The following is a 23,387-nucleotide window of genomic DNA, read 5'->3' as shown; positions in this document are numbered from 1 at the left end:
TCTAACTAGCTCGATAAGTAGGATGAGGATAAGTTGAAGTGTCATAGGGGGATCCAGATTGAGTTAATTCGTCTGGCGCTGGTAAAAGCGTCAGTTGTGGTCGGTGGTCGATATAGGCAGCTGAATTAAAGCTGCGTTAATTGGTGGCTGTCAACTGGGTGATGGAAAATAATTATTGCGATGGGTGCTCTTCCTCATAATTGGCCAGCGCCAGCAGCCCATGGCGCTAATGAGGTAATACGTTAATGCGGATTAGCGCGTTAGCGTGAGTGCGTATTTGATTGGGGGTTATCTGTTCGGTTGATTTCTAGTGGTTTGATTTAACGAAATAAATAATTCGTTAATTGATGAATTCGTTATTTCGTTAATTGTTTTGATTTCGTTGTTTTGTTCGTTGCTGCTGTCGAAGCTCTCTGCAATGGGGTTTTTGTATTTGAATGTAGTCAATCATTTTATTTCAATTCTGGCCCGAGTTCTGTTCTGAATTGTGTTTCTATTACATCTGTTCGTGCGAGCAGGTGGGTTAGGCCATACGTGCGCTTTGCTGTTCGCCGGCCACGAATGGCAAGGAAAACCGCATCGGTTCCGAACTTGAAATGTCAGGGAATGGAGCCGCGATGCCCCTCCAAATGGGCCATCCCTCGCCGAAGGACCGAGTAGCTCTATGTCCTGGTTGCGAACGCCTTCTAAAGCCCCTGATCGAGCACCTAGGTTTGAGTCGGCATCGTTGCGATGCCATTCGCTCGTGCTGGTGAGAGTGAGGGGTTGGAGGGCGATCCATGGCCGAGCGTGCTTCGGTACCGGCGGGGGAGAATTCCCCGCGCCGGTGTGTGAAGTGGATGTGAGGGGCATGAACAGGTGCTTCTCGGCTTTACGCTGCTAGCTGCCTGTCACGTCTTGAGTGAGATGCTGCCTGACCTCCATAGCGTCGTGCAGTATCCGGACGATCTCAATGAACTGATCGCCGGCCAGCCGGTAGAACACGACATGCCGCGGCTTCTGTACGGTGCCAATGGACGTGGCAGCCTGCTTACGGACATAGGCCAGGTGAAAGCTCCTCAGTCCTTCAGCGAGTTCATCGCGCGGGCTACTACCCACTCGGTCTGGTGCTTGGGCAAGGTCTTCGATGGCTGTGCGGATGAGCGCCTGGTACCTGACCCGTGCACGGGAGCCAAACTGCGCCTGGGAGTACCTCAGAACATCCTCGATGTCATGAAGAGCCGCATGGGTGAGACGGTAATTCGCCATGCTCAACGTTTCTTGCTGGGGGAAAGAGCCGCTCGCTCGCCGATCTCAGCCAGAAGACTTCCTAGCTGATCACCATCAATTTCTACGAAGCGGCCTTGCTCCAGGTCCATCAGTCCCGCTGAGGTAGCGCTGCGTAATGCTTCAAGCTTGGCCAGCTCCTGCACTTCACGCTGCTCCAATAGACGAAGCCCTTCACGCATGACCTCGCTGGCGTTCTGGTACCGGCCTGAGTCAACCAGGTCATTGATGACTTGATCCATATGGTCGGTGAGAACGACATTTCGCGTGGCCATGCTGTGCTCCTGGTGCAAATGCTGCGGGTTTGGATATTGGCATATTATGCCATTGCGCAGGTTCATACATAGCTTGAGTCTTGGGTTCATGTGGGAAAAATCTCCTGCAAGGTTTGAAGGTGTGGGTGGATCGGAAGAAAGAGGGGGAGTAAGTACTTCGGGCGGTTTTTTCTGAGTCACCTCCATCGGTGGGTACTGCGCGTGAGTTCAAGCCCGTTACCCGCTTCTGTCCCGGCGCAGTCAGGCACGAGCCGTGGCAATGCATGGCAATGGGTGTGGGGTATCGCGGTGCTCCAGGTTCATAAGGCAGAACGTGGAGAACGCTGCGTCCGGTGGGGAGAGATTTCCCGCGTGGATGGGTACGACGGACAATGCTTGGATCAGGTATCTCTGATGCCAAGTACTGCGGTAGTGAGGGCGGACAGCGGGGCGGCTGTGCGCGAGGTGAGTAAGGCCTTACAGGCCAGGGAACAGCAACGCTTCCATCGACATACATCGATTGGCCGCATTGCTGGAAGCTTGGCGACCTAGAGGTGGATCATGCGCAATGGCGCATCGTAGCCCTTCGGATCCAAGCTACATTCGCAGAGTGCTGACACAGTCAGCGATACGCCTCCTCATGATGGATAACGCCAGCGATGGATGCAAAAGCCCATCTGCTACAAGTTTTTTCGGGGTATCGCTATTCCAGGGTGCTCGGGCACAGCACGAGCCAGGCTTGCGTGCGGCAAGCTCTAATGAGCGGCGAGACCAACTCGATCGGCCCACCTGTTTTGACCCTCTTTTTTCGACGAGGTAATGCACCTTGTAAAATCAAGCACTTACGAAGAGGCCAAAAAAGAGGGTTAAACTGGCCGGGACGGGGAATTTCTCTTTGCCGGTAAGGTTTTACCTAGAAACTCGTCTAGTTCACTGCCGTATGTAGTGGTCAACAATTCCCGGACACAGAATTGAGTTTTTCTTCCGCCACCGCCGGCGGTACGAAACCGTTGTGCTGATGCGGCCTTATCCAGTTGTACCGCTGCATGAGGTAGCGGCCGATGTCCTGCTCGGCCAACGCGGTCGTCATGTAACCCACCGTCGGCACCCACTCCGTTTTCAGGCTACGAAACAGCCGCTCCATGGGGGCATTGTCGTAACAATTTCCTCGTCGGCTCATGCTTTGGGTCATCCGATAGCGCCAGAGCCGCTGGCGAAAACTACGGCTGCCATATTGACTGCCTTGGTCGCTGTGAAACAGGACACCCCGTGGTCTGCCACGCATCTCGTAAGCCCTGTCGAGCGCCTTGATGACCAGTTCGGCATCAGGCTTGGCCGACATCGCCCAGCCCACCACTCTGCGGCTGAACAAGTCCAATACAACGGCCAGGTAATTCCATCGACCCTGTGCCCAGATATAGGTGATGTCACCGCACCAGACCGTGTTCGGCGCTGCCACGGTGAACTGCCGATCAAGGACATTGGGAATGTCGGGGCGCTCAACCGTGGCCTTCTTGTAGGCATGAGAACCAGGCTGTTTGCTGATCAAACCCTGCTCCTTCATCAATCTTCTGACTTTGAAACGCCCGACCTCGACGCCTTCATCCCGGAGCATGGCAACGAGACTGCGGCTACCCGCTGAGCTACGGCTTTGACTGAACAGCTCGTTGACGCGGCTGCGCAGGCTCACTCGGCGCACATCGATACGACGGCGCCGGGCCAGATGGGCGTAGTAACAAGATCGGGGCAGTTCGAAGACCGAACACAACAGTTGAACAGGGTAGTGTCTTGCCAACTGCCGAATCGACTTCAACGTCTGCGCCCGTGTTCCTCGGCCATCAAGAGCGCAGTGGCCTCCTTTAAGATTTTCTTCTCAAGCTCCAGCCGGTTGATGCGGGCCTGAAGCTCCTGGATCGTCTGCTGCTCCGGCGTGAGCGCCTTGGCAGTGGGGGTAATGCCGCCGCGCTCCAGTTGCAACTGGGCGACCCAGCGACGCAACAAGCTCTCACCCACGTCGAGGGATCTGGCGGCCTCGGGGCAACTGTAGCCTTGATCGAGCACCAGGCTGGCAGCCTCACGCTTGAAGGCGGGGGTGAAAGTACGTCGTTGTCTGCTCATCGAACACCTCTGTATGGCGATCATTCTCGCCTAAAAAGGTGTCCGGGGTTAGTAGACCACTACAGCTGCCGCGGTGAAGTCAGGAAAGCGCGATACCGAGTCGACCGGCCAGTTCGGACATTCGTGGATCGTTTCTGATACCTTCGAGGAACTCTTGGTGGAGCCTTTCGTTCGTTGAGCGGGAGTTGAGGGCGGCATAGGTCGATTCGTCATCGATCAGGCCGTTTCGTTCGTACAAGGCATTCATATGAGAGCGCAGCAGTGAGAAGTACTCATCGGCTTCGCCGGATGAAAGATTCGAGAAGCGTACATCCAGTTCCAGACTGCCTGGGCGTCCCAAGGCCGCACGCTCCGATGGGAAGGTGACTTCCATCGCGAATTCGCCCCACCAACTCGGCATGGCGCCTACTGGAACAGGTGGGTCCATCAGGTCGGACATGTCAGCGCCAGCAGCGCTGATACTGACTTTGTCTGAGGTGTTTTTGATATTGCTGGGGTTTTCTACCGAGAAGCGGTGCTGATCTTGGGTTGGCTGTGCTGCTGCCTTGGAGGCAGATGAGTTGTATGTGTACGACTGCAGGTTGTTATTGACGTTCATGTGCTTGCCTTTTGAGGTTTGCTTGGAGGCGGTCAGAGGTTCTGGAGCTACCAGGAAAATGTTGAGAGGGGGCGATTCCAAGTGCTCTCCCGCCAGCCGAAATTGAGTGGCGCGCCATTCTTGTCCAGGGCTTGATAGTGGGAGTCCACTTCGACGGCGTTGCTTACGCTCCAATGGCCAGCGGGAGCATCTGATTTGTCTGCAAGCCACCGGTCACCTGCAACGTTGTAAATCGTTCCATCTTCGGCTGTGTGCTTGAGTTCCTTGTGTGGACTCCAGTTGCTGCCTACTGAGTAGTACGACCTGTAGTCGTGTTCGTTGCCAAAGCGCTTCAACCGTATGTTGTAGGTCTTCAAACCCTGCGTAACGCTGGGGTAGGGGTGTCCGGTAATCCTTGCAGTGCCTCTGATCTTGCCAAGGCTTTCATCATCGAGGACTGTTACGTGAATACCTTTGGCCTGAAGTGAAGACAGCAGGGGTGTTTGTGCAACGCTGATGGCCGGCAGCAAGGTGGCGGCTAACAACAGGTGGCCGGTTTTCATTGGTGACTCCAGATTGAAGTTTGACTTGATAAGCCAGGAACGGACCGATATCACTTTGTCTACACCAGATCAGGTGACAGAGAATTGATCGTCGCCTGCTGGCTGCAAGAGAGTGGGCTCTGCTCTTTTGTAAGTGGATATTTAATATTTTTTGCTGGTTTTAAATAACTGGCCGAACGGATAGGTTTTTTGTTATTTGGGAATAATAAAAGTCAATTTGAGGTGATATATGGATATATGTGGGAAATGGCTGTCGTTTTAAGGCTACAAAAGTAGACTTCTATACGGCTGAGAGAGATGAGGCGTGGTGATCTGGGGGGATCTTCATAGTGGTGCGGGGCTATTCGCAGGCAAGCCCCGTTCCCAGACAAGGGCGGTGTTGAACGCTGTTCGTGGTGCCGACTCTCACCGTGGCATAAAGTCCTTCTGCCACTGATGCGGAATCCTCAACGCCAAAAGCCCCAGCACGGCGGCAATCGCGGCACTGACCACCAACGCCTGCACGCCCATCTTGCGTTCCAGCACTGCGCCAAACACCGCCCCCAGCAGCATCCCGCTCCAGGGCACCAACTGCACCCGCCAGCCATCGCGCTTTTCGCCCAGCAGCCGGCGTCCCAGGCCGCGGCCGAAGCGGGACAGGGCGCCGGTCACGTAGGTCAGGCCGATGGGCAGGCCGTTGACCTGCTCTACAGCGGCATTGAGCATGCCCATGGCAATGATCGCGGTCAGCAGCGCCGGCACGCGGCTGTTGAACGGCAGTATCGCGGCGATGCAGAGCAGGGTGGCGACGCACAGCAGTAACGGCAGCGAACGCCGTCCACCGACGCGGCCGGCCAGCACACCGAGCACGTTGCCGGCGATGAACGCGATCACCGCCGCGACCAGGCGCAGCACCATCGGCAGGTCGCCCTCGCTGATCGACACCGCCAGGCGCGTGGTGTTGCCGCTCATGAACGAGACAAAATCGCCGGTGGCCAGGAAGCCTATGGCGTCGGTCATGCCCGCCAGAAAGGACAGGCTGGCTACCAGTGCCAGTCCGACCCGTCCGCGCAAGCGGCGCAGGTGCAGGCGGTTGCCGGAAAGAAGAGGGCCGGATGGCAACATCAGCTGGGCTCCTGTCGGGACGAGGATCGGCAAGCGGCGGGTCAGTCAGAAAAGACCGTTGTGCCGGGTAGCGTAATGATGGCATTTTTCATAAACATTTTTTCATATTTTTTAATGGAGTAAATTGCAATTTATAAAATTGGATTGTTAACTTTCCTTTATCCGATTTATAACGTTTTGTTTAAATTTATTCATGGGTTTCTTAATTCTCGGATAACACTCGATTGCGAGCCTGCACTCAGCGCCTTCTGCGGGGTTTGCCGAGTCGGCTTGTGTTTTTTATATTGAGAAAGTTCCCATGAATATCTATGCAAAATGTTTGGCCGTTACCGCCGTTCTTTTCAGTGCCCAGGCGTTTGCCTTGAACAAAAAAGATGTCGCTGAAGTAATTCGTGTTGACTCCGACCCTTATGCCTGCGGAATTAACGACGCGAAGATGACCTACAAGACGCCAGACGGACAGATCAAGGAATATCACTATAAGACCTGGGGCAATGGCTGTGCCGGGGATTGAGGTGAGAAGCGGGGTGGGAGCACTTCGCAGTGAAGTAGCTTGAATCAAGCAATACCAACACGGCGTCACCCTTCAACAGGTGACGCCGCGAGGCGTTTGGGGAATCAGCCCAGGCAGGCCAGTTCCGGGCCGAGCAGTTCATCGAAGGTCTGCCGGCGACGAATCAGCCGCGAGTCCTCGCCATCGAGCAGGTACTCTGGCACCAGGGGCCGCGAGTTGTAGTTGGAGGACATGCTCGCACCATAGGCGCCGGCGTTGTGAAACAGGATCAGGTCGCCGGTAGTTGGCTGGCTCATGCTCTCGAAGCGCAGGGCGCCGTCGCCGGCCAGGGTGAATACGTCACCGGATTCGCACAGGGGGCCGGCGATGATGGTGTTGATCGAGGGCCGCTCAGGTGCCTGGGCCACCAGCGACACGCGGTGGTAGCTGCCGTAGAGGGTCGGGCGAATCAGTTCGTTGAAGCCGGCGTCGACCAGGGTGAAGGGGTTGGCGCCCTGTTGCTTGACCGCGCGTACTTCGCACACCAGCGTGCCCGATTCGGCCACCAGGAAGCGGCCAGGTTCCAGTTCCAGGCGTACCGGACGGCCGTAGCGGGTTTGCGCGGTACGGCGCACCGCGTCCCACAGCGAGAAGTAGTGCTCCACATCGATCGGTTCCTCACCTTCGCGGTAAGGCACCGACAGTCCGCCACCGGCCGACAATGCCTCGATTGGCCGATCGATCTTCTCCAGCAGTTGGGTGATGGCATCGCAGACCTGGCCCAGGTGGCCGTAGTCGACGCCGGAACCGATATGCACGTGCACACCCACCAGGTGCAGGTCGTAGCGGCTCAGCAGTTCAAGCGCTTGCTGAAGCTGCTCGTGCCAGATGCCGTGCTTGCTGTTGGGGCCGCCGGTGTTGGTCTTGGGGCTGTGGCCATGGCCGAAGCCGGGGTTGATCCGCAGCCATACGCGGTGCCCAGGTGAGAGCTCGCCCAGTTGCTGAATCATGTCCAGCGAGCCGAGGTTGGCCTCGACGCCGAGTTCGACGATGCGCGCCAGGGTCTGGCGATCGAACACGTCCGAGGTGTAGACCAGGTCCGATGGGCCATCGACGTTGCTGCGCGGGTTGAAGCCGGCCTTGATCGCCCGCTCGATTTCGCCGAGGGACACGGCATCGAGCTTCACGCCTTCCTCGCGCATCAGGCTGAGGATCGACAGATTCGACAGGGCCTTCTGGGCGAAACGGACGGTGTCGAAGGTTTTCAGCGTGCGAATGCGGTCGCGGATGACGGCGGCGTCATAGATCCAGACGGGGGTGCCATGGGTTCTGGCGACGTGTGCGGCATGCTGTTCGATGGTCATGGCTCAAGCTCGGACTGAAAGGCGATGGTTCCTGGGGTTGCCAGGCAGGATGGCCACGCCGGCGCTGTCGAGCGCTGTCAGGCTGCGCACCTGGCGTGGGTGCGCATTTTTAGCATTGCGGTATCGGAATAAAAAATATCAGTTTGCGGGGTATCCATTCATTTCTGATATGGATGCTGCGTCTCCAGGATTTCGCTCAGGGAATCCTGGCGAGTTCGGCCTCGAGTTCCTCGCAACAATCGCGCAGGGCATCGACGAAATGATCGACCAGCGCCGAGTGGGGGCGGTGCAGCGGGCGTACCACGCGGATGGAGTAGGGGATCGACAGGGCGAAGCGCCGGATCGTCAGCCCGAGGTTGACGTAGGAGAGCGCGGTGAGGGGGTTGATGGTGGAGACTCCGACACCGTGGGCGACGGTGCTGCACACTGCGGCAGCGCTGTGGGTTTCCACCTGCAGCCGGCGACTGACACCGTGTTCCTGGAACAACGCGTCGATTTTTTTGCGGTAGGGATCGTTGGCGGCCAGCGAAATGAAGGGCTCGCCTTCGAAGTCCTCAAGGCTGAGTACCGATTTGGCGGCCAGGCGGTGGTCGGTTGGCAGCACGCAGACCATGTCCGAGGTGAACACGCAGTCGCTTTCGGTGCCGAGCGGGATGCTGGCGTCCTCGATCAGGCCGAGGTCGTAGCGTTGTGAGGACAGCCATTCATTCAGCAGGGGCGGTTCCTGCGGGGTGATGCTCAGGGCTACATCCGGGTACTGCCCGAGAAAGCGTTTGCAGACCCTCGGCAACACGGCCTGGGAGAACGCCGGCAGGGTGACCAGGGCGATCTGGCCGTGCTTGTGCTGGCGGATGGCTTCGGCGGTGCGCTCGATCCGTTCCATGCCGAAATAGGCGCGCTCGACCTCCTCGAATAGCCGCAGAGCCTGCTCGGTGGGAATGAGCCTGGCATTGGCCCGCTTGAACAGCACCAACTGGGTGATGGACTCCAGGCGACCCAGTTCGCGGCTTACGGTGGGCTGCGAGGTATGCAGCAACTCAGCTGCGGCCGTGGCGCTGCCGGTGGTCATCACGGCCCAGAAGATTTCCATGTGCCTGAAGTTGAGCTTGGCCACGTTGCTTGGGGTCTCGGTGTGGCGGGAGGGAGAGCAGATTGTATCTGAATCAGCCGCTGGCTTGAGGGCCTCTCCGATCAAGGTTTGTGGGAGCCGGCTTGCTAGCGAGCCGCCGAAGGCGGCCGTCCAGCAAGCCTGGTGCTGTCAAGTCGATCTCAATCTCCAGCAAGCGGAGCGCCGCCCGGCCGTCTCCCACAGGTGTTGTGCCAGGCACATGCAGCGTGGGCGCGGTGGTATTACCAGAGCGGAATCACATAGCTCACGTAGAAGCGGTTTTCATCCTGGATGGTCTGGCCGGTGATTTCCGGGGCGGCGTGGGCGTTCTGCCATTTCACCCCGAGGCCCTTGAGTTGGCCGGTCTGCACTTCATAGGTCAGTGCCAGGTCGCGTTCCCACTCGCTGGCGTCGCTGTTGGCGGCGCTGCGTACCTGGTCGCCATGGGCGTAGGTGGCGGCGAATTTCAGGCCGTCGATGCCCAGTTGGGCGAAGTCATACTTGTACTGGGCCATCCAGGTCCGCTCGCCGGCGTGCTGGAATTTGTTCAGTTGCAGGTTGGTCAGCGCCGGGGTGTCGGCACCCGAGCCCGGGCCCTGGCGGTTGTCGCCGCTGTTGAGGCCCGAGTCCAGGTACGGGAAGTCACTCTCGCCGCTGTTCTTCTGAATGCCCAGGCCGACGGTGTGGCCAGCCAGGCTGTAGCTTTCCATCAGGCTGATGGTCGACTGGTTGATCCGGCCCTTGCTGATGCCGTTGCCGTAGTAGCCGGCTGCCGCGTACTCGCTGTCACCGTCGCCGTTGCCACCGATGCCGAGGCTGCGGTAGGCACGAAAATCACTGTCGATGGCGCCGACCGGCAGGGCGTCATGGCGCTTGGCGCCGAGGAAGGCCTGTTGGTAGTAGTCCTGCAGGCTCGAATACCAGGCGCTCAGGGTGGTACCTGGAATGCCGGCGTAGTCCGCGCCGCCGTAGAGGAAACGGTCGCTCTTCTTGGTGCCGCCGGCGGTGATCATGCCGGTGTCGCCGGTTTCGTTGCGAATCTTGGTCTGGTTGATGTCGCCGACGGTGAAGGTGAAGTTGTCCAGGTCCTTGGACACCAGTTGCGCGCCGGTGTTGGTCTGGCGGTACAGGCGGCCGTCGGTGTTGGCCAGCATCGGGTTGTTCTGGTACAGGGTGCCGATGCGCAGTTCATCCTTGAGGAAGCGCGCCTTGAAGGTCGGGCTGAGCACGCCGAACTGGTCGGCGGACTTGCCGTCATCCAGCGGGAACATGCTGCCGGGGTAGCGGCCCTGGTGGTTCTTGTCGTTGAGGTCGCCGCCCGAGTCGAGCTTCAGGCCGTAGAAGGCCTGCAGGTCCAGGCCCAGGCCGATGGTGCCTTCGGTGTAGCCGGACTTGAAGTCGAACTGGAAACCCTGGCCCCAATCACGAATGCTGTGGGCCTTGGCACTGCTGCCGCTGATGTCGCGCCCCTGCTGGTTCAGATAGCGGTTGAGAAGGGTCACGTCGGCGTGGCTGTCATCGATGAAATCCGCGTGGGCAGACATCATGACACTCGCCAGGGCGGCACCCATCACGGGATTAAACAGCTTGTTCATTGGTTCGGATCCTGGTCACGAAATTGAAATAAGAGCTGCAAACTCTTGAAACAATTAAGCGGTGGCCATGTGACAGTTCCGAGTCAAACGGGGGCGGGGGCGGATGAAATTAAATTTAGGAAAGGAACTTTCGGAGTCAGCTTCTACAGGGGTTTCAGGTCTGCAGGGTGACGGCGGGGCGTGCCGTCACCCTGGTTAAATCATCAGTTTTTTGGCGAAGGTGGCAGGAACCAGTTCAGCACCAGGGCGCAGATACCGCCGGTGGCCACGCCGGATTCGAGCACGTTGCGCAGGGCTGCCGGCATGTGCGCGAGGAACTCCGGCACTTGCGACACACCGAGGCCCAGGGCCAGGGACACGGCGATGATCAGCAGCGCGCGGCGATCGAGGGTGATGCTCGCCAGGATGTTGATGCCCGAGGCCGCCACGGCGCCGAACATGACCATCGCCGCACCGCCCAGTACCGGTTCTGGCACGGCCTGGATGGCACCGGCCACCGACGGGAACAGACCGAGCAGGATCAGCATCAGGGCGATCCACTTGCCGATATGGCGGCTGGCGATGCCGGTGAGCTGAATCACGCCGTTGTTCTGGGCGAAGATCGAACTCGGGAAGGTGTTGAACACCCCGGCCAGCAGCGAGTTGGCGCCGTTGACCAGCACGCCGCCCTTGATCCTTTGCATCCACAGCGGGCCTTCGACCGGCTGGCGCGAGACCTTGCTGGTGGCAGTGACGTCGCCGATGGCTTCCAGGGAGGTCACCAGGTAGATCACCAGCATCGGAATGAACAGCGACCAGGAGAAGCCCAGGCCGAAGTGCAGCGGGGTCGGCACCTGGAACAGCGGCGCTTCGTGCATGCCGGTGAAGTTCAGGCGGCCCAGGTAGCCGGCCAGGGCGTAGCCGGCGGCCAGAGCGATGACGATGGCGCAGCTGCGCATCCACACCAGCGGGATGCGGTTGAGCAGCACGATGATCGCCAGCACCACGCCCGACAGCAGCAGGTTCTCGCCGTTGGCGAAGGTACCGTTGCTCATGGCACTGAAACCGCCGCCCATGCTGATCAGGCCGACCTTGATCAGGGTCAGGCCGATCATCAGCACGACGATGCCGGTCACCAGCGGGGTGATCATGCGTTTGACGAAGGGCAGGATGCGCGAAATGCCCATCTCGACGAACGAGCCGGCGATGACCACGCCGAAGATCGCCGCCATCACCGCTTCCACTGGCGTGCCCTGCTTGACCATCAGCGCACCGCCGGCGATCAGCGGGCCGACGAAGTTGAAGCTGGTGCCCTGGACGATCAGCAGTCCGGCCCCGAACGGCCCGAAGCGGCGGCACTGGACGAAGGTGGCAATGCCGGAGATCACCAGCGACATCGAGACGATCAGGTTGGTGTCACGAGCCGATACGCCCAGGGCCTGGCAGATCAGCAGGCCGGGGGTGACGATCGGCACGATGATCGCCAGCAGGTGTTGCAGCGCGGCGAGCAGGCCGATCAGCAGGCGAGGCCGGTCCTCCAGGCCAAGGATCAGTTCGTTGCCCTGGGGAGCGCTGGGCGGGGTCTGGTGAGAGGTCATGGCGGGTGCCCTGGAAAAAAAGAGCGGCGATTCTACTGCAATGGCCTGGGGCGTGAAGCACTATCTGCGGGGTTTGTGGACGAGCCGGCTCCCACAGGTTCAGTCGAGAAGGGTGAAGCCGCTGCTGCCCAGGCGTTCGCCGTTGATCAGCAGGTGCACCGCGTGGTGGCCTGCGTAGTGGCGGCGCGTGGTGAGTTCGCGAATGTGCTGGCGGCGGACCAGAGCTTCACTGGCGCCAGGAGCCAGTTGCAGGGTCTTGAGCTTGAAGACCTTGGTCGAGATGCCACCGGAGGCCTTCACGTAGTCGATGCCATAGTCGACCACCAGCTTCTGGCTGGCCGCTGCGGTGGACACCAGCGTGAAGGACAGGGTGACGCTGTCGCCCAGGCGGATCTGCGCCGGTTCGACCGTGAAATCGCGGACCTCGACCTGGGCCTTGGCACCTGCGCCCATCAGCGCCAGGGCGCGCGGGTTGCCCTGCTTGATCAGGCTGCGCAGGGCATGGCGGGCGATCCAGGCGGTGCGTGGATCGTCCAGGGACCAGCCTTCGAGCAGGTCCAGCACCCAATCGGGGTGCTCCTTGGTGATGTCGTTGAGGTGGTTGGCCACCGATTTGCGTACGTAGAGGCTGTCGTCGCGCTTGAGCGGGTCGAGAATCCCGGCGGCGAGGTTCGGGTCGGCCTGGATTCGCGCCAGCCGGAACGACCACGGCAGTCGAGGGCGTGAGCCTTCGCTGGCCAGGCGGCGAACATGCTCGTTGGCGTCCCGCGACCACTCATGCATCACCGCCAGGGTCCGCTCGAAATCGCTGAGCAGGAAATGCCGCACGGCGAATTCCGAGGAACCGAAGGTGGTGAAGTACTTCAGTGCGTCCATCGACAGTTCGAAGTCATCGCCGCCGTAGCTGGCCACATAGTGCGGCAGGCTGATGCTGACGAAGCTGCTGTTCAGCCGCGGGGCGAGCTGGCGCAGCAGCCCGATCGACTGCCGGTAGTCCAGGGACAGCACCGCATGCAGGCTTTCACTGACTCGCGCCATGCGCTGCATGATCGACAGTTCTTCCAGGCCGTCGTGGGTACGACGCAGAAACTCGGCGCTGTCGAACGTGGGGTACACCGCCTGCATTTCATCGGCGATGTGGTGCAGGCGTTCGCTGTTGAAGATTTCCTTCAGCGCGGGGGCGGCTTGTTCGGTGCTCATGGGCAGGCAGCCTAGAAAGTGGGTGGAGTGATGACCCAGATGACCAAGGCATCGACGTCGCCGGGGTTGCCATAGCGGTGCGGCTCCTGGCTGGAGAAGCTGAAGCTGTCGCCTTCGGCCAGTTGGAAATGACGATCGCCGACCCACAGCTCGAAACTGCCGGACAGCAGGTAGCCGGCTTCTTCGCCGTCATGGCTGTAGCTTTGCTGGCTGTAGGTGCCGGGCGGGAAGCGAGAGTGGAGGATTTCCAGCTGGCGGTTGGGTTGCGGGGTCAGCAACTGGTCGATGATGCCGTCTTCGTAATGCACGCTCAGGCGGCTGTTCTTGCGCACCACGTAGCCGCTGTCTTCGGGGGCGGTGGTGGTTTCGCTGGCGAAGAACCACTGGATGGTCACGCCCAGGCTGCGGGCGATGTTGAACAGGGCCGGGATCGACGGGTAGGCGAGGTTGCGTTCCAGCTGGCTGATGTAGCCGGCGGTGAGTTCGGACTGGCTGGCCAGTTCGGTCAGGGTCATGCCACGCCGCTTGCGCAGGCCGCGAATGCGCGTACCGAGGAACTGCGGGCCGGCGGCACTGCTGTCGCCGGCGGGCGTTGGGGCGTTGCTCATGGCCTGCTCCGATCCTTGAAAGGCCCGCAGTATAAGTGAGTTGGCGAGCGCGGGAAGAGGGCGCTTGGCCAGGCATCCGAACCAGACGCTGGACCTGTGGCGAGCGGGCTTGCCCGCGCTGGGGCGCGAAGCGCCCCTGAAACCGGCCAATGCGGTACATCAGGAAATGCACGTCGCATCCCGGTGGCAAACCGCTCTTCAAAGCGTCCAGGCAACCTTCAGCCCTTCGTAGATCGCTTCCTCGACCGTACGCGGCGCCAGGCAGTCGCCGATGCGCTGGAAGTCCACCAGGCCTTGCAGCTCATCGCCCAGGGTATCGACCGGCTGATGCCCCTGGCACAGCACCAGGGTGTCGACCTCCTCGAACAGCATCGGCTCGCCGCTGGCGGTGTGTTGCAGGTACACGGTGCTGTCGTCGCAGCCATACAGGCGGGCATACGGGGTGATTGGAATGCCCAGCTTGTGCAGCTCGCCGGCCAGTTGGTCACGCACGTAGAACGGCAGGCTCTCGCCACAGTGGGTGCCGTTGACCGCCAGCTGCACCTGGTGCCCGGCGCGGACCAGCCGCTCGGCAGTCCCTGGCCCGATCCAGTCGCATCGCCAGTCGACCACCACCACCGAGCGGCCGACCTGCACTTCGTCGCGCAGCACCTGCCAGGCATCCACCACCTGCAGCTCGCCGCCACGCTCGAAGGGCGGCCAATAGGGCTCGGCGCCGGTGGCGACGATCACCTTGTCCGGCCGTTCGCGCTCCACCAGCGCCCGGTCGACGCGGGTGTTGCGCAGCACGCGTACCCCCGCCAGTTCCATCTCGCGCTGCAGGTTGGTGCTGGCGCCGCCGAATTCGCTGCGCCGTGGCAGCAACTGCGCCAGTTGTATCTGGCCACCCAGTTGCGAACCGGCTTCATAGAGTGTCACTTCATGCCCACGCTGCGCCGCGACGGCGGCGGCCTTCATCCCGGCAGGGCCACCGCCGACCACCATGATCCGCTTGCGCGCGGTGGCGGCGACCGGTTTTCCGTACTGCAGCTCGCGCCCGGTTTCCGGGTGCTGGATGCAACTGATCGGCAGCCCGCGGTGAAAGTGGCCGATGCAGGCCTGGTTGCAGGCGATGCAGGCGCGCACGTCCTCGGCGTGGCCGCTGGCGGTCTTGTTCGGCATCTGCGGGTCGCAGATCAGCGCACGGGTCATGCCGCACACATCCGCCTGGCCGCGGGCGATGATCAGTTCGGCCTCCTGGGGCTGGTTGATGCGCCCGGTGACGAACAGCGGAATCGACAGTCGCGCCTTGAAGGTCCCGGCTTCCTTGGCCAGGTAGGCCGGCTCGATGGCCATCGGCGGCACGATGTGCACCGCGCCGCCGAGGGACGCTGAGGTGCCGGCGACGATGTGCACGTAGTCCAGCTCGCCCTGCAACTGCTCGACAGCGGCCAGCGATTCGTCTTCGGTGAGGCCTTCGGCGTCGCGCTCGTCGGCAGAGATGCGCAGGCCGACGATGAAGTCTGGGGCGGTCGCGGCGCGAATGGCGGCGATGACCTCACGGAGAAAGCGCAGGCGCTGTTCGAGGTCGCCGTTGTAGCCGTCGGTGCGCCGGTTGACCCGTGGGTTGAGAAATTGCGCCGGCAGGTAGCCATGGCTGGCGACCACTTCCACGCCGTCGATGCCGGCCTGGTGCAGGCGACGCGCGGCCGAGGCGTAACCGTCGATGATCTCGTCGATCATCGCCTGGTCGAGGGCACGTGGCATCACCCGAAAGCGCTCGTTGGGCACGGAGGAGGCCGAGTAGGCGACGGCCAGCAGCCCGTCGCTGGATTCCATGATCTCCCGTCCCGGATGGAACACCTGGGACAGCACCACCGTGCCCTGGGCATGGCAGACCTCGGCCAGCCGCCGGTAGCCGTCGATGCAGGCGTCGTCGGTGGCCATCAGCACGTGGGAGGTGTAGCGCGCGCTGTCGTGCACGCCGGCCACCTGCAGCACGATCAGCCCGACGCCGCCCTCGGCCCGCGCCTGGTGGTAGGCGACCAGTTGATCGTTGACCCGGTTGTCGGTAGGCATGGAGGTGTCGTGCCCGGTGGACATGATGCGGTTCTTCAGGCGCTTGCCGCGCAGTTGCAGCGGCTCGAACAGGTGGGCGAACGCGGTTGGGGACGACGACATGGCGACTCTCCAGGCGACCCGGAATCATGGCCGGGTGGTTGTTATTATGTGGCTATGAAAATTTACCTTCAGTAAAAAATCAACTTGTTTTTTTACTGATCCTTGCGTAGCTTCAAATCACGCCCGGTCCCCAGGGCGTACCTCATAAAACAAGAAAGTGGATCGTCATGGACTCCTGTCCGGGCGGTACCGCACGAGGATTCATCGATGAAATCGAATGCCTGCAGGTACGGTTTTTATCCCCTGTTTTCCACCCTTGCCCTGAGCCTGACGTTGAGCTGCGCCCACGCGGCCCAGGAGATGGTGGTCGTCGGTTACGGCGGCGCCGGACAGAAGGCCCAGGACGTGGCGTTCTTCAAACCCTTCGCGGCCAAGGACGGCAGCAAACTCATCCAGAGCGAGTACAACGGTGAAATGGCCCGGATCAAGGTCATGGTCGACACCGGCAGCGTGGATTGGGACGTGGTGCAGATCGAGGGACCGGACCTGGCGCGCGGCTGCGACGAGGGCATGTACGAACGCCTGGACTGGAAACAGCTGGGGCATGCCGACCAGTTGATTCCCGATGCTGCGCAGGAATGCGGTTCGGCAGCGCTGGTGTGGAGCGTGGCGCTGGCCTACGACACCGACAAGCTGGTGCGGGCGCCGACTTCCTGGGCGGATTTCTGGGACGTGAAGACCTTTCCCGGCAAGCGCGGCCTGCGCAAGCGGGCGGTGTACAACCTGGAATTCGCGCTGCTGGCCGATGGCGTGAAGGTCGAGGATGTCTATTCGGTGCTCGGCACGCCCCAGGGTATCGACCGGGCCTTTGCCAAGCTCGACCAGCTCAAGCCGTACATCCAGTGGTGGGAAGCCGGCGCCCAGCCTCCGCAATGGCTGATGGCCGGCGACGTGGTGATGACCTCGACCTACAGCGGTCGGGTGGCCTCCGCCGCGCAGCAGGGCAGCCACCTCGGCGTGGTCTGGCCGGGCAGCCTTTACGGCATGGACTACTGGGCGATCATCAAGGGCTCCAGGCATGTCGACCAGGCCAGGCGTTTCATTGCCTTCGCCAACCAGCCCGATGCCCAGGTCAACTATGTGAAGCAGATTCCCTACGGCCCGACCAACACCGAGGCGGCGGCCCGGCTCGACCCGGCGTTGGCCAAATGGGTACCGACCGCGCCGCAGAATCTCAAGGGCGCCTTGTCCATGAACGTCGCTTTCTGGGTCGATCACGGCGAAGAGCTCGAAGAGCGTTTCAATGCCTGGGCAAGCAAGTAAAGTAGCCCGGGGCCGGGCGCTGTCGTGACGCCCGGCCATTCGAATTCCCTGCCTGTAGGAGTGATCCGCTTGAATGACCTTCTGCACACCGCTGCCGCGCCGGCAGCCATCGAGCGCCAATTGCGCGAGCAACTGGCGGCCTGTTATCGGTTGATTGCGCATTTTCGCATGACCGACCTGATCTTCACTCACATTTCCCTGCGCCTGCCGGGGCCGGAGCATCACTTCCTGATCAACCCCTATGGGCTGATGTTCGATGAGATCACTGCGTCGAGCCTGGTGAAGATCGGGCTGGATGGGCGAGCGGTGGAGGAGTCGCCGTATGCGGTGAACCCGGCCGGCTTCGTGATCCACAGCGCGATTCATGGCGCCCGCGAGGATGCCCAGTGCGTGCTGCACACTCACACCAAGGCCGGCTGCGCGGTGGCGGCACTCAAGTGCGGGCTGTTGCCGGTGAACCAGATTTCCATGGAGTTCTATGGCCGTACCGCCTACCACGACTATGAAGGCGTGGCGCTGGACCTGGACGAGCAGGCCCGGCTGGTACAGGACCTGGGCGACAAGTTGGCGATGGTGCTGCGTAACCATGGCCTGCTGACGGTGGGCAGGACGGTGGGCGAGGCGTTTCTACGCATGTACTACCTGGAGAAGGCCTGCGAGATCCAGGTCACGGCGCAGGCCTGCGGCGAGCTGGTGTTGCCGTCCCATGAGGTGTGCGTCCATACCGAGCGGCAGTTCAACGATCCGGGACGGCCGGCGCAGGAGGGGCAGTTGACCGATCCGGATGCCATGGAGCTGGCGTGGGCGGCGATGTTGCGGTTGTTGGAGCGGGTGGCGCCGGATTACCGGGATTGAGTGGGTGGGGTTGTGGTGATTGGGCGGACGTCTTCGCGGGCAAGCCACGCTCCTACAGAACTGCGTCGTTCATTTCTCTTGTGATTGACGCGATCTTGTAGGAGCGTGGCTTGCCCGCGAAGAGGCCCTTGAGTCTTACCGATAGCAGTCAGATGTGCAGCGCATGCCCCAGCGCTTTGAGCGCCGCTTCCTGCACCGCCTCACCCAGGGTCGGATGCGCATGGATGGTGCCGCCGATATCCTCCAGCCGCGCGCCCATCTCCAGCGACTGCCCAAACGCCGCCGCCAGTTCCGAAACACCCACACCCACTGCCTGCCAACCGACGATCAGGTGATTGTCGCGCCGCGCCACCACCCGCACGAAGCCGCTCTTGGACTCCAGGGTCATCGCCCGGCCGTTGGCGGCGAACGGGAAGCTCGCGACGAGGCAGTCCAGCCCGGCGGCCTTGGCCTCGTCGGGTGTCTTGCCGACCACCACCAGCTCCGGATCGGTAAAGCACACCGCCGCAATCGCCGTCGGGTTGAACTCGCGGTGCTTGCCGGCAATCAGCTCGGCGACCATCTCGCCCTGGGCCATGGCGCGGTGGGCCAGCATCGGCTCGCCGGTCAGGTCGCCGATCGCCCAGACGTTGCGCATGCTGGTCTGGCAATGGCTGTCGACGCGAATCGCCGCGCCGTTCATGGCCAGCGACAGGGCTTCCAGGTTCCAGCCCTGGGTGCGTGGCCTGCGACCCACCGCCACCAGCACCTGGTCGGTCGCCAGCGACAGGGTTTCCCCCTGGGGATCACGCACCTTGAGGCTGTTGCTCGCCGCGTCGAAACCTTCGACGCTGTGCCCCAGCAGCACGTTGATGCCCAGTGCCTTGACCGAATCGGCCACCGGCTGGGTCAGTTCGCGGTCATAGGTCGGCAGAATGCGCTCGCGGGCTTCGACTACCGTCACCTCGGCGCCGAGCTTGCGGTAGGCGATGCCCAGTTCCAGGCCGATGTAGCCGGCCCCGACCACCACCAGGCGCTTGGGCACCGATGTCGGTGCCAAGGCTTCGGTGGAGGAAATCACCGGGCCACCGAATGGCAGCATGGGCAATTCCACGGTCTGCGAGCCGTTGGCCAGCAGCAGGTGTTCGCACTGCACGCGCAGGCCGTCGACGTCGACGTTCTTGCCGTCGATGATCTTGGCCCAGCCGCGCAGAACCTCAACCCCGTTCTTCTTCAGCAGACCGGCGACGCCGGTGGTCAGGCGATCGACGATGCCGTCCTTCCACTCCACGCTCTTGCCGATGTCCAGGGTTGCCTGCGCCACCTGGATGCCCAGCGGCGAGTGGCCGCCGCTGTAGCCCTGGGTGGCGTGGAACTGCTCGGCCACATGGATCAGCGCCTTGGACGGAATGCAGCCGACGTTCAGGCAGGTGCCGCCCAGTTCCTGGCCTTCCACCAGCAGGGTCGGGATACCCAGTTGCCCGGCCCGGATAGCCGCGACATAACCGCCGGGGCCGCCGCCGATGATCAGCAGGGTGGTGCTTTTGGTCTGTTGCATGCTCACTCCACAAACAGGCAGGCGGGTTGTTCGAGCAGGCCGCGAATGGCCTGGATGAATTGCGCCGCGTCCATGCCGTCGACCACGCGGTGATCGAACGAACTGGACAGGTTCATCATCTTGCGCACGACGATCTGGCCCTTGATCACCACGGGCCGCTCGACGATGCGGTTGACGCCGACGATCGCCACTTCCGGCAGGTTCAGCACCGGCGTGCTGACGATGCCGCCGAGGGCGCCGAGGCTGGTCAGGGTGATGGTCGAGCCGGACATTTCCTCGCGGGTGGCCTTGCCGCTACGGGCGGCCTTGGCCAGGCGGTTGATCTCGTCGGACGTGCTCCACAGGTCGAGGCTCTCGGCATGGCGCACCACCGGCACCATCAGGCCGCCGTCGGTCTGCGCGGCAACGCCGACATGCACGGCACCGTGGCGGGTGATGACCTGGGCCTCGTCGTCGTAGCGCACGTTCATCTGCGGGAACTCGCGCAGGGCGACGACCATCGCCCGCACCAGGAATGGCAGCAGGGTCAGCTTGCTGCGGTTGTCGCCGTGCTTGTGGTTCAGGTGTACGCGCAGCTCTTCAAGGGCGGTGACATCGACCTCCTCGACATAGCTGAAGTGCGCGGCGCGGCGCTTGGCATCCTGCATGCGCTGGGCGATCTTGCGGCGCAGGCCGATCACCGGAATCTGTTCCTCGTCGGTGCGGCGGGCGTAGCGGTTGCTGCCGGTGTGCGTCGGCTGTTCGGCCTGGGCCAGGTAGGCGTCCAGGTCTTCGTGCAGAATGCGCCCGGCCGGGCCGCTGCCGTGGACGAAACGCAGTTCGATGCCGGCATCCCAGGCGTGCTTGCGCACGGCTGGCGAGGCCAGTGGGCGTTCGTCGGGCTGGCGGGCCACCGGGGCTGGGCGGGTCGGTGCCGGGGCGCACGCGGCAGCCGGCTTGGCGACCGGCTCGACGGCGGCCACTTCGGCCGGTTTTTCCTGCACCGGCGCAGGTGCTGCCTTGGCGGCCGGCGCTTCGCTGCCTTCGCGCACATTGCCGGCGCCTTCGACCTCGATGCTGATCAGGATGCTGCCCACCGCCATGACTTCACCCGGCTGGCCGCCGAGGGCGATCACCTTGCCGTGTACCGGCGAGGGGATGTCGACCATGGCCTTGTCGGTCATGACATCGGCCAGTACCTGGTCCTCGACCACCAGGTCGCCGACCTGCACGTGCCACTGGGACAGTTCCACTTCCGCGATGCCTTCGCCGATGTCCGGCATCTTGATGACGTGAGTACCCATTCAGACCTCCATGACCCGTTTCAATGCCGCCCCGACCCGCACCGGGCCGGGGAAGTACGCCCACTCCTGCGCATGGGGGTAGGGTGTGTCCCACCCGGTGACGCGCTCGATCGGCGCTTCCAGGTAGTGGAAGCAGTGCTCCTGGATCAGCGCGATCAGCTCGGCACCGAAACCGCAGGTGCGGGTGGCTTCGTGGACGACCACGCAGCGACGGGTTTTCTTCACGGAATTGACGATGGTCTCCAGGTCCAGCGGCCACAGGCTGCGCAGGTCGATGACTTCGGCGTCGACGCCGGTTTCCTCGGCGGCGGCCTGGGCCACGTAGACGGTGGTGCCATAGGTGAGAATGGTCACTTCGCTGCCAGGGCGGGTGATCGCCGCGCTGTCCAGCGGCACGGTGTAGTAGCCATCGGGCACGGCGCTGGCCGGGTGTTTCGACCAGGGCGTCACCGGTTTCTCGTGGTGGCCGTCGAACGGGCCGTTGTACAGGCGCTTGGGTTCGAGAAAGATCACCGGGTCATCGTTCTCGATGGCGGCGATCAGCAGGCCCTTGGCATCGTAGGGGTTGGACGGCATCACGGTGCGCAGGCCGCAGACCTGGGTGAACATCGCTTCCGGGCTCTGGCTGTGGGTCTGGCCGCCGTAGATGCCACCGCCGCAGGGCATGCGCAGGGTCATTGGCGCGACGAACTCGCCGGCCGAGCGATAGCGCAGGCGCGCCGCTTCCGAGACGATCTGGTCGGAGGCGGGGTAGAAGTAGTCGGCGAACTGGATTTCCGCCACCGGCCGCAGGCCGTAGGCACCCATGCCCACCGCCACGCCAACGATGCCGCTTTCTGAGATTGGCGCATCGAACACCCGCGAGGTGCCGTACTTGGCCTGCAGGCCCTCGGTGCAGCGGAACACGCCGCCGAAGTAGCCGACGTCCTGGCCGAACACCACCACGTTGCTGTCGCGCTCGAGCATCACATCCATGGCCGAGCGCAGGGCCTGGATCATGGTCATGGTGCTGGTGGCCACGGCGTTCTCCGTTTGCAGTTTGCTGTGATCGTTCATGGCTTATAACCCCAGTTCCTGGCGCTGCCGACGCAAGTGGTCGGGCATGTCCTTGTAGACGTCCTCGAAGATGGTCGCGGCGCTGGGCATCTGCCCGCCGGCCAAGGTGCCGTACTGTTCGGCTTCCTTCTGCGCGGCGATGACCTCGGCTTCAAGTTCCGCACTGACCGCAGCATGTTCCTCTTCGGACCACTGGCCGATGGCGATCAGGTGCTGCTTGAGGCGGGCAATCGGGTCGCCCAGGGGGAAGTGGCTCCAGTCGTCAGCGGGACGGTACTTGGATGGATCGTCTGAGGTGGAGTGCGGGCCGGCGCGGTAGGTGACCCACTCGATCAGGGTAGGCCCGAGGTTGCGCCGGGCGCGCTCGGCGGCCCAGTTGGAGGCGGCATACACCGCGATGAAATCGTTGCCGTCGACCCGCAGCGAGGCGATGCCGCAGCCGACGCCGCGTCCGGCGAAGGTGGTGGCTTCACCGCCGGCGATGGCCTGGAAGGTGGAGATCGCCCATTGGTTGTTGACCACGTTGAGAATCACCGGCGCGCGGTAGACGTGGGCGAAGGTCAGGGCGGTGTGGAAGTCCGACTCGGCGGTGGCGCCGTCGCCGATCCAGCCCGAGGCGATCTTGGTGTCGCCCTTGATCGCCGAGGCCATGCCCCAGCCGACCGACTGTACGAATTGGGTGGCAAGGTTGCCGGAAATGGTGAAGAAGCCGTGGTCGCGGACCGAGTACATGATCGGCAGTTGCCGGCCCTTGAGCGGATCGCGCTCGTTGGACAGCAACTGGCAGATCATGTCCACCAGCGGCACTTCGCGGGCCATCAGGATGCTCTGCTGGCGGTAGGTGGGAAAGCACATGTCGTCGATGTTCAGGGCCAGCGCCTGGGCGCTGCCGATGGCTTCCTCGCCGAGGCTCTGCATGTAGAACGACATTTTCTTCTGGCGCTGGGCAACCACCATGCGGCTGTCGAAGATGCGCGTCTTGAGCATGGCACGCATGCCCTTGCGCAGGATCTCCACGGGCACGCCTTCGGCCCAGGGGCCAAGGGCCTGGCCCTGGTCGTCGAGCACGCGAATCAGGCCACGGGCCAGGTCGGCGGTGTCGGCGGGTTCGACGTCGATGGGGGGCTTGCGGACCTGGCCGGCATCTGTCAGGCGCAGGTAGCTGAAGTCGGTCTTGCAGCCGGGACGTCCCGAGGGTTCGGGTACGTGCAGGCGCAGCGGTGGGTACGCTGTGGTCATGGCTTTCTACGCTCTATCTTGTGAATTTCTTGTAGTGGGCGCGCGAGCTGGCAAGCATTCCCTGGGTAAGGGAAGTTTTGTCCTACAACAATCATAGGCCGGTCGTAGGAGAATATTTATCTGTGTTGGGTTGCGCCTGAGACTATTTGCAGATAAAAAATCTGCAT

The 23,387-nt window shown here is 62.2% G+C and carries 20 protein-coding genes; 3 read left to right on the top strand and 17 right to left on the bottom strand.

Features of this window, described 5'->3' with window-relative positions; translation table 11 throughout:
- Positions 1–879 precede the first annotated feature (879 nt).
- The 6 genes from AC6I6U_RS23865 to AC6I6U_RS23840 form a co-directional block, all read right to left on the bottom strand.
- The gene (locus AC6I6U_RS23865; protein WP_497878473.1) at positions 880–1,248 is read right to left on the bottom strand and encodes a type II toxin-antitoxin system RelE/ParE family toxin; all 369 of its coding nucleotides are present in this window, start codon (positions 1,246–1,248) and stop codon (positions 880–882) included.
- Positions 1,249–1,250: 2 nt separating this feature from the next.
- Positions 1,251–1,541 (bottom strand): type II toxin-antitoxin system ParD family antitoxin, encoded by a 291-nt coding sequence (locus AC6I6U_RS23860; protein ID WP_497883092.1) that lies wholly within the window; start codon positions 1,539–1,541, stop codon positions 1,251–1,253.
- A gap of 928 nt (positions 1,542–2,469) precedes the next feature.
- Positions 2,470–3,638 (bottom strand): IS3 family transposase gene (locus AC6I6U_RS23855; RefSeq protein ID WP_497878044.1). Its coding sequence is split into 2 segments (ribosomal slippage): positions 2,470–3,377 and positions 3,377–3,638, totalling 1,170 coding nucleotides; the frame shifts between segments, so codons are not numbered across the junction.
- Between the two features lie 79 nt (positions 3,639–3,717).
- Positions 3,718–4,236: a hypothetical protein gene (locus AC6I6U_RS23850; RefSeq protein WP_497878472.1), complete on the bottom strand. Its 519-nt coding sequence runs from the start codon at positions 4,234–4,236 to the stop codon at positions 3,718–3,720.
- 47 nt (positions 4,237–4,283) lie between these two features.
- Entirely contained in the window at positions 4,284–4,778 is a 495-nt protein-coding gene (locus tag AC6I6U_RS23845) for a hypothetical protein (protein ID WP_497878471.1), read from the bottom strand.
- 405 nt (positions 4,779–5,183) lie between these two features.
- Positions 5,184–5,882, bottom strand: coding sequence for a YoaK family protein (locus tag AC6I6U_RS23840; protein WP_497878470.1), 699 nt, complete (start codon positions 5,880–5,882; stop codon positions 5,184–5,186).
- Positions 5,883–6,180: 298 nt separating this feature from the next.
- On the opposite strand from AC6I6U_RS23840, the gene AC6I6U_RS23835 reads away from it, so the two are divergent.
- Positions 6,181–6,396 (top strand): DUF2790 domain-containing protein, encoded by a 216-nt coding sequence (locus tag AC6I6U_RS23835; RefSeq protein WP_497878469.1) that lies wholly within the window; start codon positions 6,181–6,183, stop codon positions 6,394–6,396.
- A 104-nt stretch (positions 6,397–6,500) separates the two neighbouring features.
- Here AC6I6U_RS23835 and lysA read toward each other — a convergent pair whose 3' ends face one another.
- The 7 genes from lysA to AC6I6U_RS23800 form a co-directional block, all read right to left on the bottom strand.
- Positions 6,501–7,739 (bottom strand): diaminopimelate decarboxylase, encoded by a 1,239-nt coding sequence (gene lysA / locus AC6I6U_RS23830; protein ID WP_497878468.1) that lies wholly within the window; start codon positions 7,737–7,739, stop codon positions 6,501–6,503.
- Between the two features lie 196 nt (positions 7,740–7,935).
- On the bottom strand, positions 7,936–8,853 hold the full coding sequence (locus AC6I6U_RS23825) for a LysR family transcriptional regulator (RefSeq protein WP_497878467.1): 918 nt from the start codon (positions 8,851–8,853) through the stop codon (positions 7,936–7,938).
- 236 nt (positions 8,854–9,089) lie between these two features.
- Positions 9,090–10,442 (bottom strand): OprD family outer membrane porin, encoded by a 1,353-nt coding sequence (locus AC6I6U_RS23820; protein ID WP_497878466.1) that lies wholly within the window; start codon positions 10,440–10,442, stop codon positions 9,090–9,092.
- A gap of 203 nt (positions 10,443–10,645) precedes the next feature.
- Positions 10,646–12,019 (bottom strand): nucleobase:cation symporter-2 family protein, encoded by a 1,374-nt coding sequence (locus AC6I6U_RS23815; RefSeq protein WP_497878465.1) that lies wholly within the window; start codon positions 12,017–12,019, stop codon positions 10,646–10,648.
- Between the two features lie 99 nt (positions 12,020–12,118).
- Complete coding sequence (locus AC6I6U_RS23810; RefSeq protein ID WP_497878464.1) at positions 12,119–13,219, bottom strand: DNA alkylation repair protein; 1,101 nt, start codon at positions 13,217–13,219, stop codon at positions 12,119–12,121.
- Between the two features lie 11 nt (positions 13,220–13,230).
- The gene (locus AC6I6U_RS23805; RefSeq protein WP_497878463.1) at positions 13,231–13,827 is read right to left on the bottom strand and encodes a cupin domain-containing protein; all 597 of its coding nucleotides are present in this window, start codon (positions 13,825–13,827) and stop codon (positions 13,231–13,233) included.
- A 198-nt stretch (positions 13,828–14,025) separates the two neighbouring features.
- A complete protein-coding gene (locus AC6I6U_RS23800) occupies positions 14,026–15,987 on the bottom strand; it encodes an oxidoreductase (protein ID WP_497878462.1) in 1,962 nt (653 codons plus the stop codon).
- A gap of 207 nt (positions 15,988–16,194) precedes the next feature.
- On the opposite strand from AC6I6U_RS23800, the gene AC6I6U_RS23795 reads away from it, so the two are divergent.
- Both AC6I6U_RS23795 and AC6I6U_RS23790 read left to right on the top strand, forming a co-directional pair.
- Positions 16,195–17,250, top strand: coding sequence for an ABC transporter substrate-binding protein (locus AC6I6U_RS23795; protein WP_497878461.1), 1,056 nt, complete (start codon positions 16,195–16,197; stop codon positions 17,248–17,250).
- A gap of 69 nt (positions 17,251–17,319) precedes the next feature.
- Positions 17,320–18,105, top strand: coding sequence for a class II aldolase/adducin family protein (locus AC6I6U_RS23790; protein WP_497878460.1), 786 nt, complete (start codon positions 17,320–17,322; stop codon positions 18,103–18,105).
- Positions 18,106–18,253: 148 nt separating this feature from the next.
- Here the strand turns inward: AC6I6U_RS23790 and lpdA are convergent, their stop codons facing one another.
- Genes lpdA through AC6I6U_RS23770 form a run of 4 tightly spaced genes read right to left on the bottom strand, consistent with a single transcriptional unit; the run spans position 18,254 to position 23,220 of the window.
- A complete protein-coding gene (gene lpdA / locus AC6I6U_RS23785) occupies positions 18,254–19,642 on the bottom strand; it encodes a dihydrolipoyl dehydrogenase (RefSeq protein ID WP_497878459.1) in 1,389 nt (462 codons plus the stop codon).
- 2 nt (positions 19,643–19,644) lie between these two features.
- Complete coding sequence (locus AC6I6U_RS23780; protein WP_497878458.1) at positions 19,645–20,925, bottom strand: dihydrolipoamide acetyltransferase family protein; 1,281 nt, start codon at positions 20,923–20,925, stop codon at positions 19,645–19,647.
- Complete coding sequence (locus AC6I6U_RS23775) at positions 20,926–21,981, bottom strand: alpha-ketoacid dehydrogenase subunit beta (RefSeq protein ID WP_497878457.1); 1,056 nt, start codon at positions 21,979–21,981, stop codon at positions 20,926–20,928.
- Positions 21,982–21,984: 3 nt separating this feature from the next.
- The gene (locus AC6I6U_RS23770; protein ID WP_497878456.1) at positions 21,985–23,220 is read right to left on the bottom strand and encodes a 3-methyl-2-oxobutanoate dehydrogenase (2-methylpropanoyl-transferring) subunit alpha; all 1,236 of its coding nucleotides are present in this window, start codon (positions 23,218–23,220) and stop codon (positions 21,985–21,987) included.
- Positions 23,221–23,387 lie beyond the last annotated feature (167 nt).

The sequence above is a fragment of the Pseudomonas sp. UTLPPB19802 genome (assembly GCF_059730225.1).
The sequence above is the reverse complement of the archived record's forward strand: the minus strand, read 5'-3'. Positions and strand labels throughout refer to the sequence as shown.

What these genes read in the sequence shown, in the direction of transcription:
- AC6I6U_RS23805 (WP_497878463.1), bottom strand. Translation starts at nt 13,827, where the DNA reads ATGAGCAACGCCCCAACGCCCGCCGGCGACAGCAGTGCCGCCGGCCCG.
- AC6I6U_RS23795 (WP_497878461.1), top strand. Translation starts at nt 16,195, where the DNA reads ATGAAATCGAATGCCTGCAGGTACGGTTTTTATCCCCTGTTTTCCACC.
- AC6I6U_RS23810 (WP_497878464.1), bottom strand. Translation starts at nt 13,219, where the DNA reads ATGAGCACCGAACAAGCCGCCCCCGCGCTGAAGGAAATCTTCAACAGC.
- AC6I6U_RS23840 (WP_497878470.1), bottom strand. Translation starts at nt 5,882, where the DNA reads ATGTTGCCATCCGGCCCTCTTCTTTCCGGCAACCGCCTGCACCTGCGC.
- AC6I6U_RS23775 (WP_497878457.1), bottom strand. Translation starts at nt 21,981, where the DNA reads ATGAACGATCACAGCAAACTGCAAACGGAGAACGCCGTGGCCACCAGC.
- lysA (WP_497878468.1), bottom strand. Translation starts at nt 7,739, where the DNA reads ATGACCATCGAACAGCATGCCGCACACGTCGCCAGAACCCATGGCACC.
- AC6I6U_RS23770 (WP_497878456.1), bottom strand. Translation starts at nt 23,220, where the DNA reads ATGACCACAGCGTACCCACCGCTGCGCCTGCACGTACCCGAACCCTCG.
- AC6I6U_RS23845 (WP_497878471.1), bottom strand. Translation starts at nt 4,778, where the DNA reads ATGAAAACCGGCCACCTGTTGTTAGCCGCCACCTTGCTGCCGGCCATC.
- AC6I6U_RS23800 (WP_497878462.1), bottom strand. Translation starts at nt 15,987, where the DNA reads ATGTCGTCGTCCCCAACCGCGTTCGCCCACCTGTTCGAGCCGCTGCAA.
- AC6I6U_RS23820 (WP_497878466.1), bottom strand. Translation starts at nt 10,442, where the DNA reads ATGAACAAGCTGTTTAATCCCGTGATGGGTGCCGCCCTGGCGAGTGTC.
- AC6I6U_RS23815 (WP_497878465.1), bottom strand. Translation starts at nt 12,019, where the DNA reads ATGACCTCTCACCAGACCCCGCCCAGCGCTCCCCAGGGCAACGAACTG.
- AC6I6U_RS23780 (WP_497878458.1), bottom strand. Translation starts at nt 20,925, where the DNA reads ATGGGTACTCACGTCATCAAGATGCCGGACATCGGCGAAGGCATCGCG.
- AC6I6U_RS23850 (WP_497878472.1), bottom strand. Translation starts at nt 4,236, where the DNA reads ATGAACGTCAATAACAACCTGCAGTCGTACACATACAACTCATCTGCC.
- AC6I6U_RS23865 (WP_497878473.1), bottom strand. Translation starts at nt 1,248, where the DNA reads ATGGCGAATTACCGTCTCACCCATGCGGCTCTTCATGACATCGAGGAT.
- AC6I6U_RS23860 (WP_497883092.1), bottom strand. Translation starts at nt 1,541, where the DNA reads ATGGCCACGCGAAATGTCGTTCTCACCGACCATATGGATCAAGTCATC.
- lpdA (WP_497878459.1), bottom strand. Translation starts at nt 19,642, where the DNA reads ATGCAACAGACCAAAAGCACCACCCTGCTGATCATCGGCGGCGGCCCC.
- AC6I6U_RS23835 (WP_497878469.1), top strand. Translation starts at nt 6,181, where the DNA reads ATGAATATCTATGCAAAATGTTTGGCCGTTACCGCCGTTCTTTTCAGT.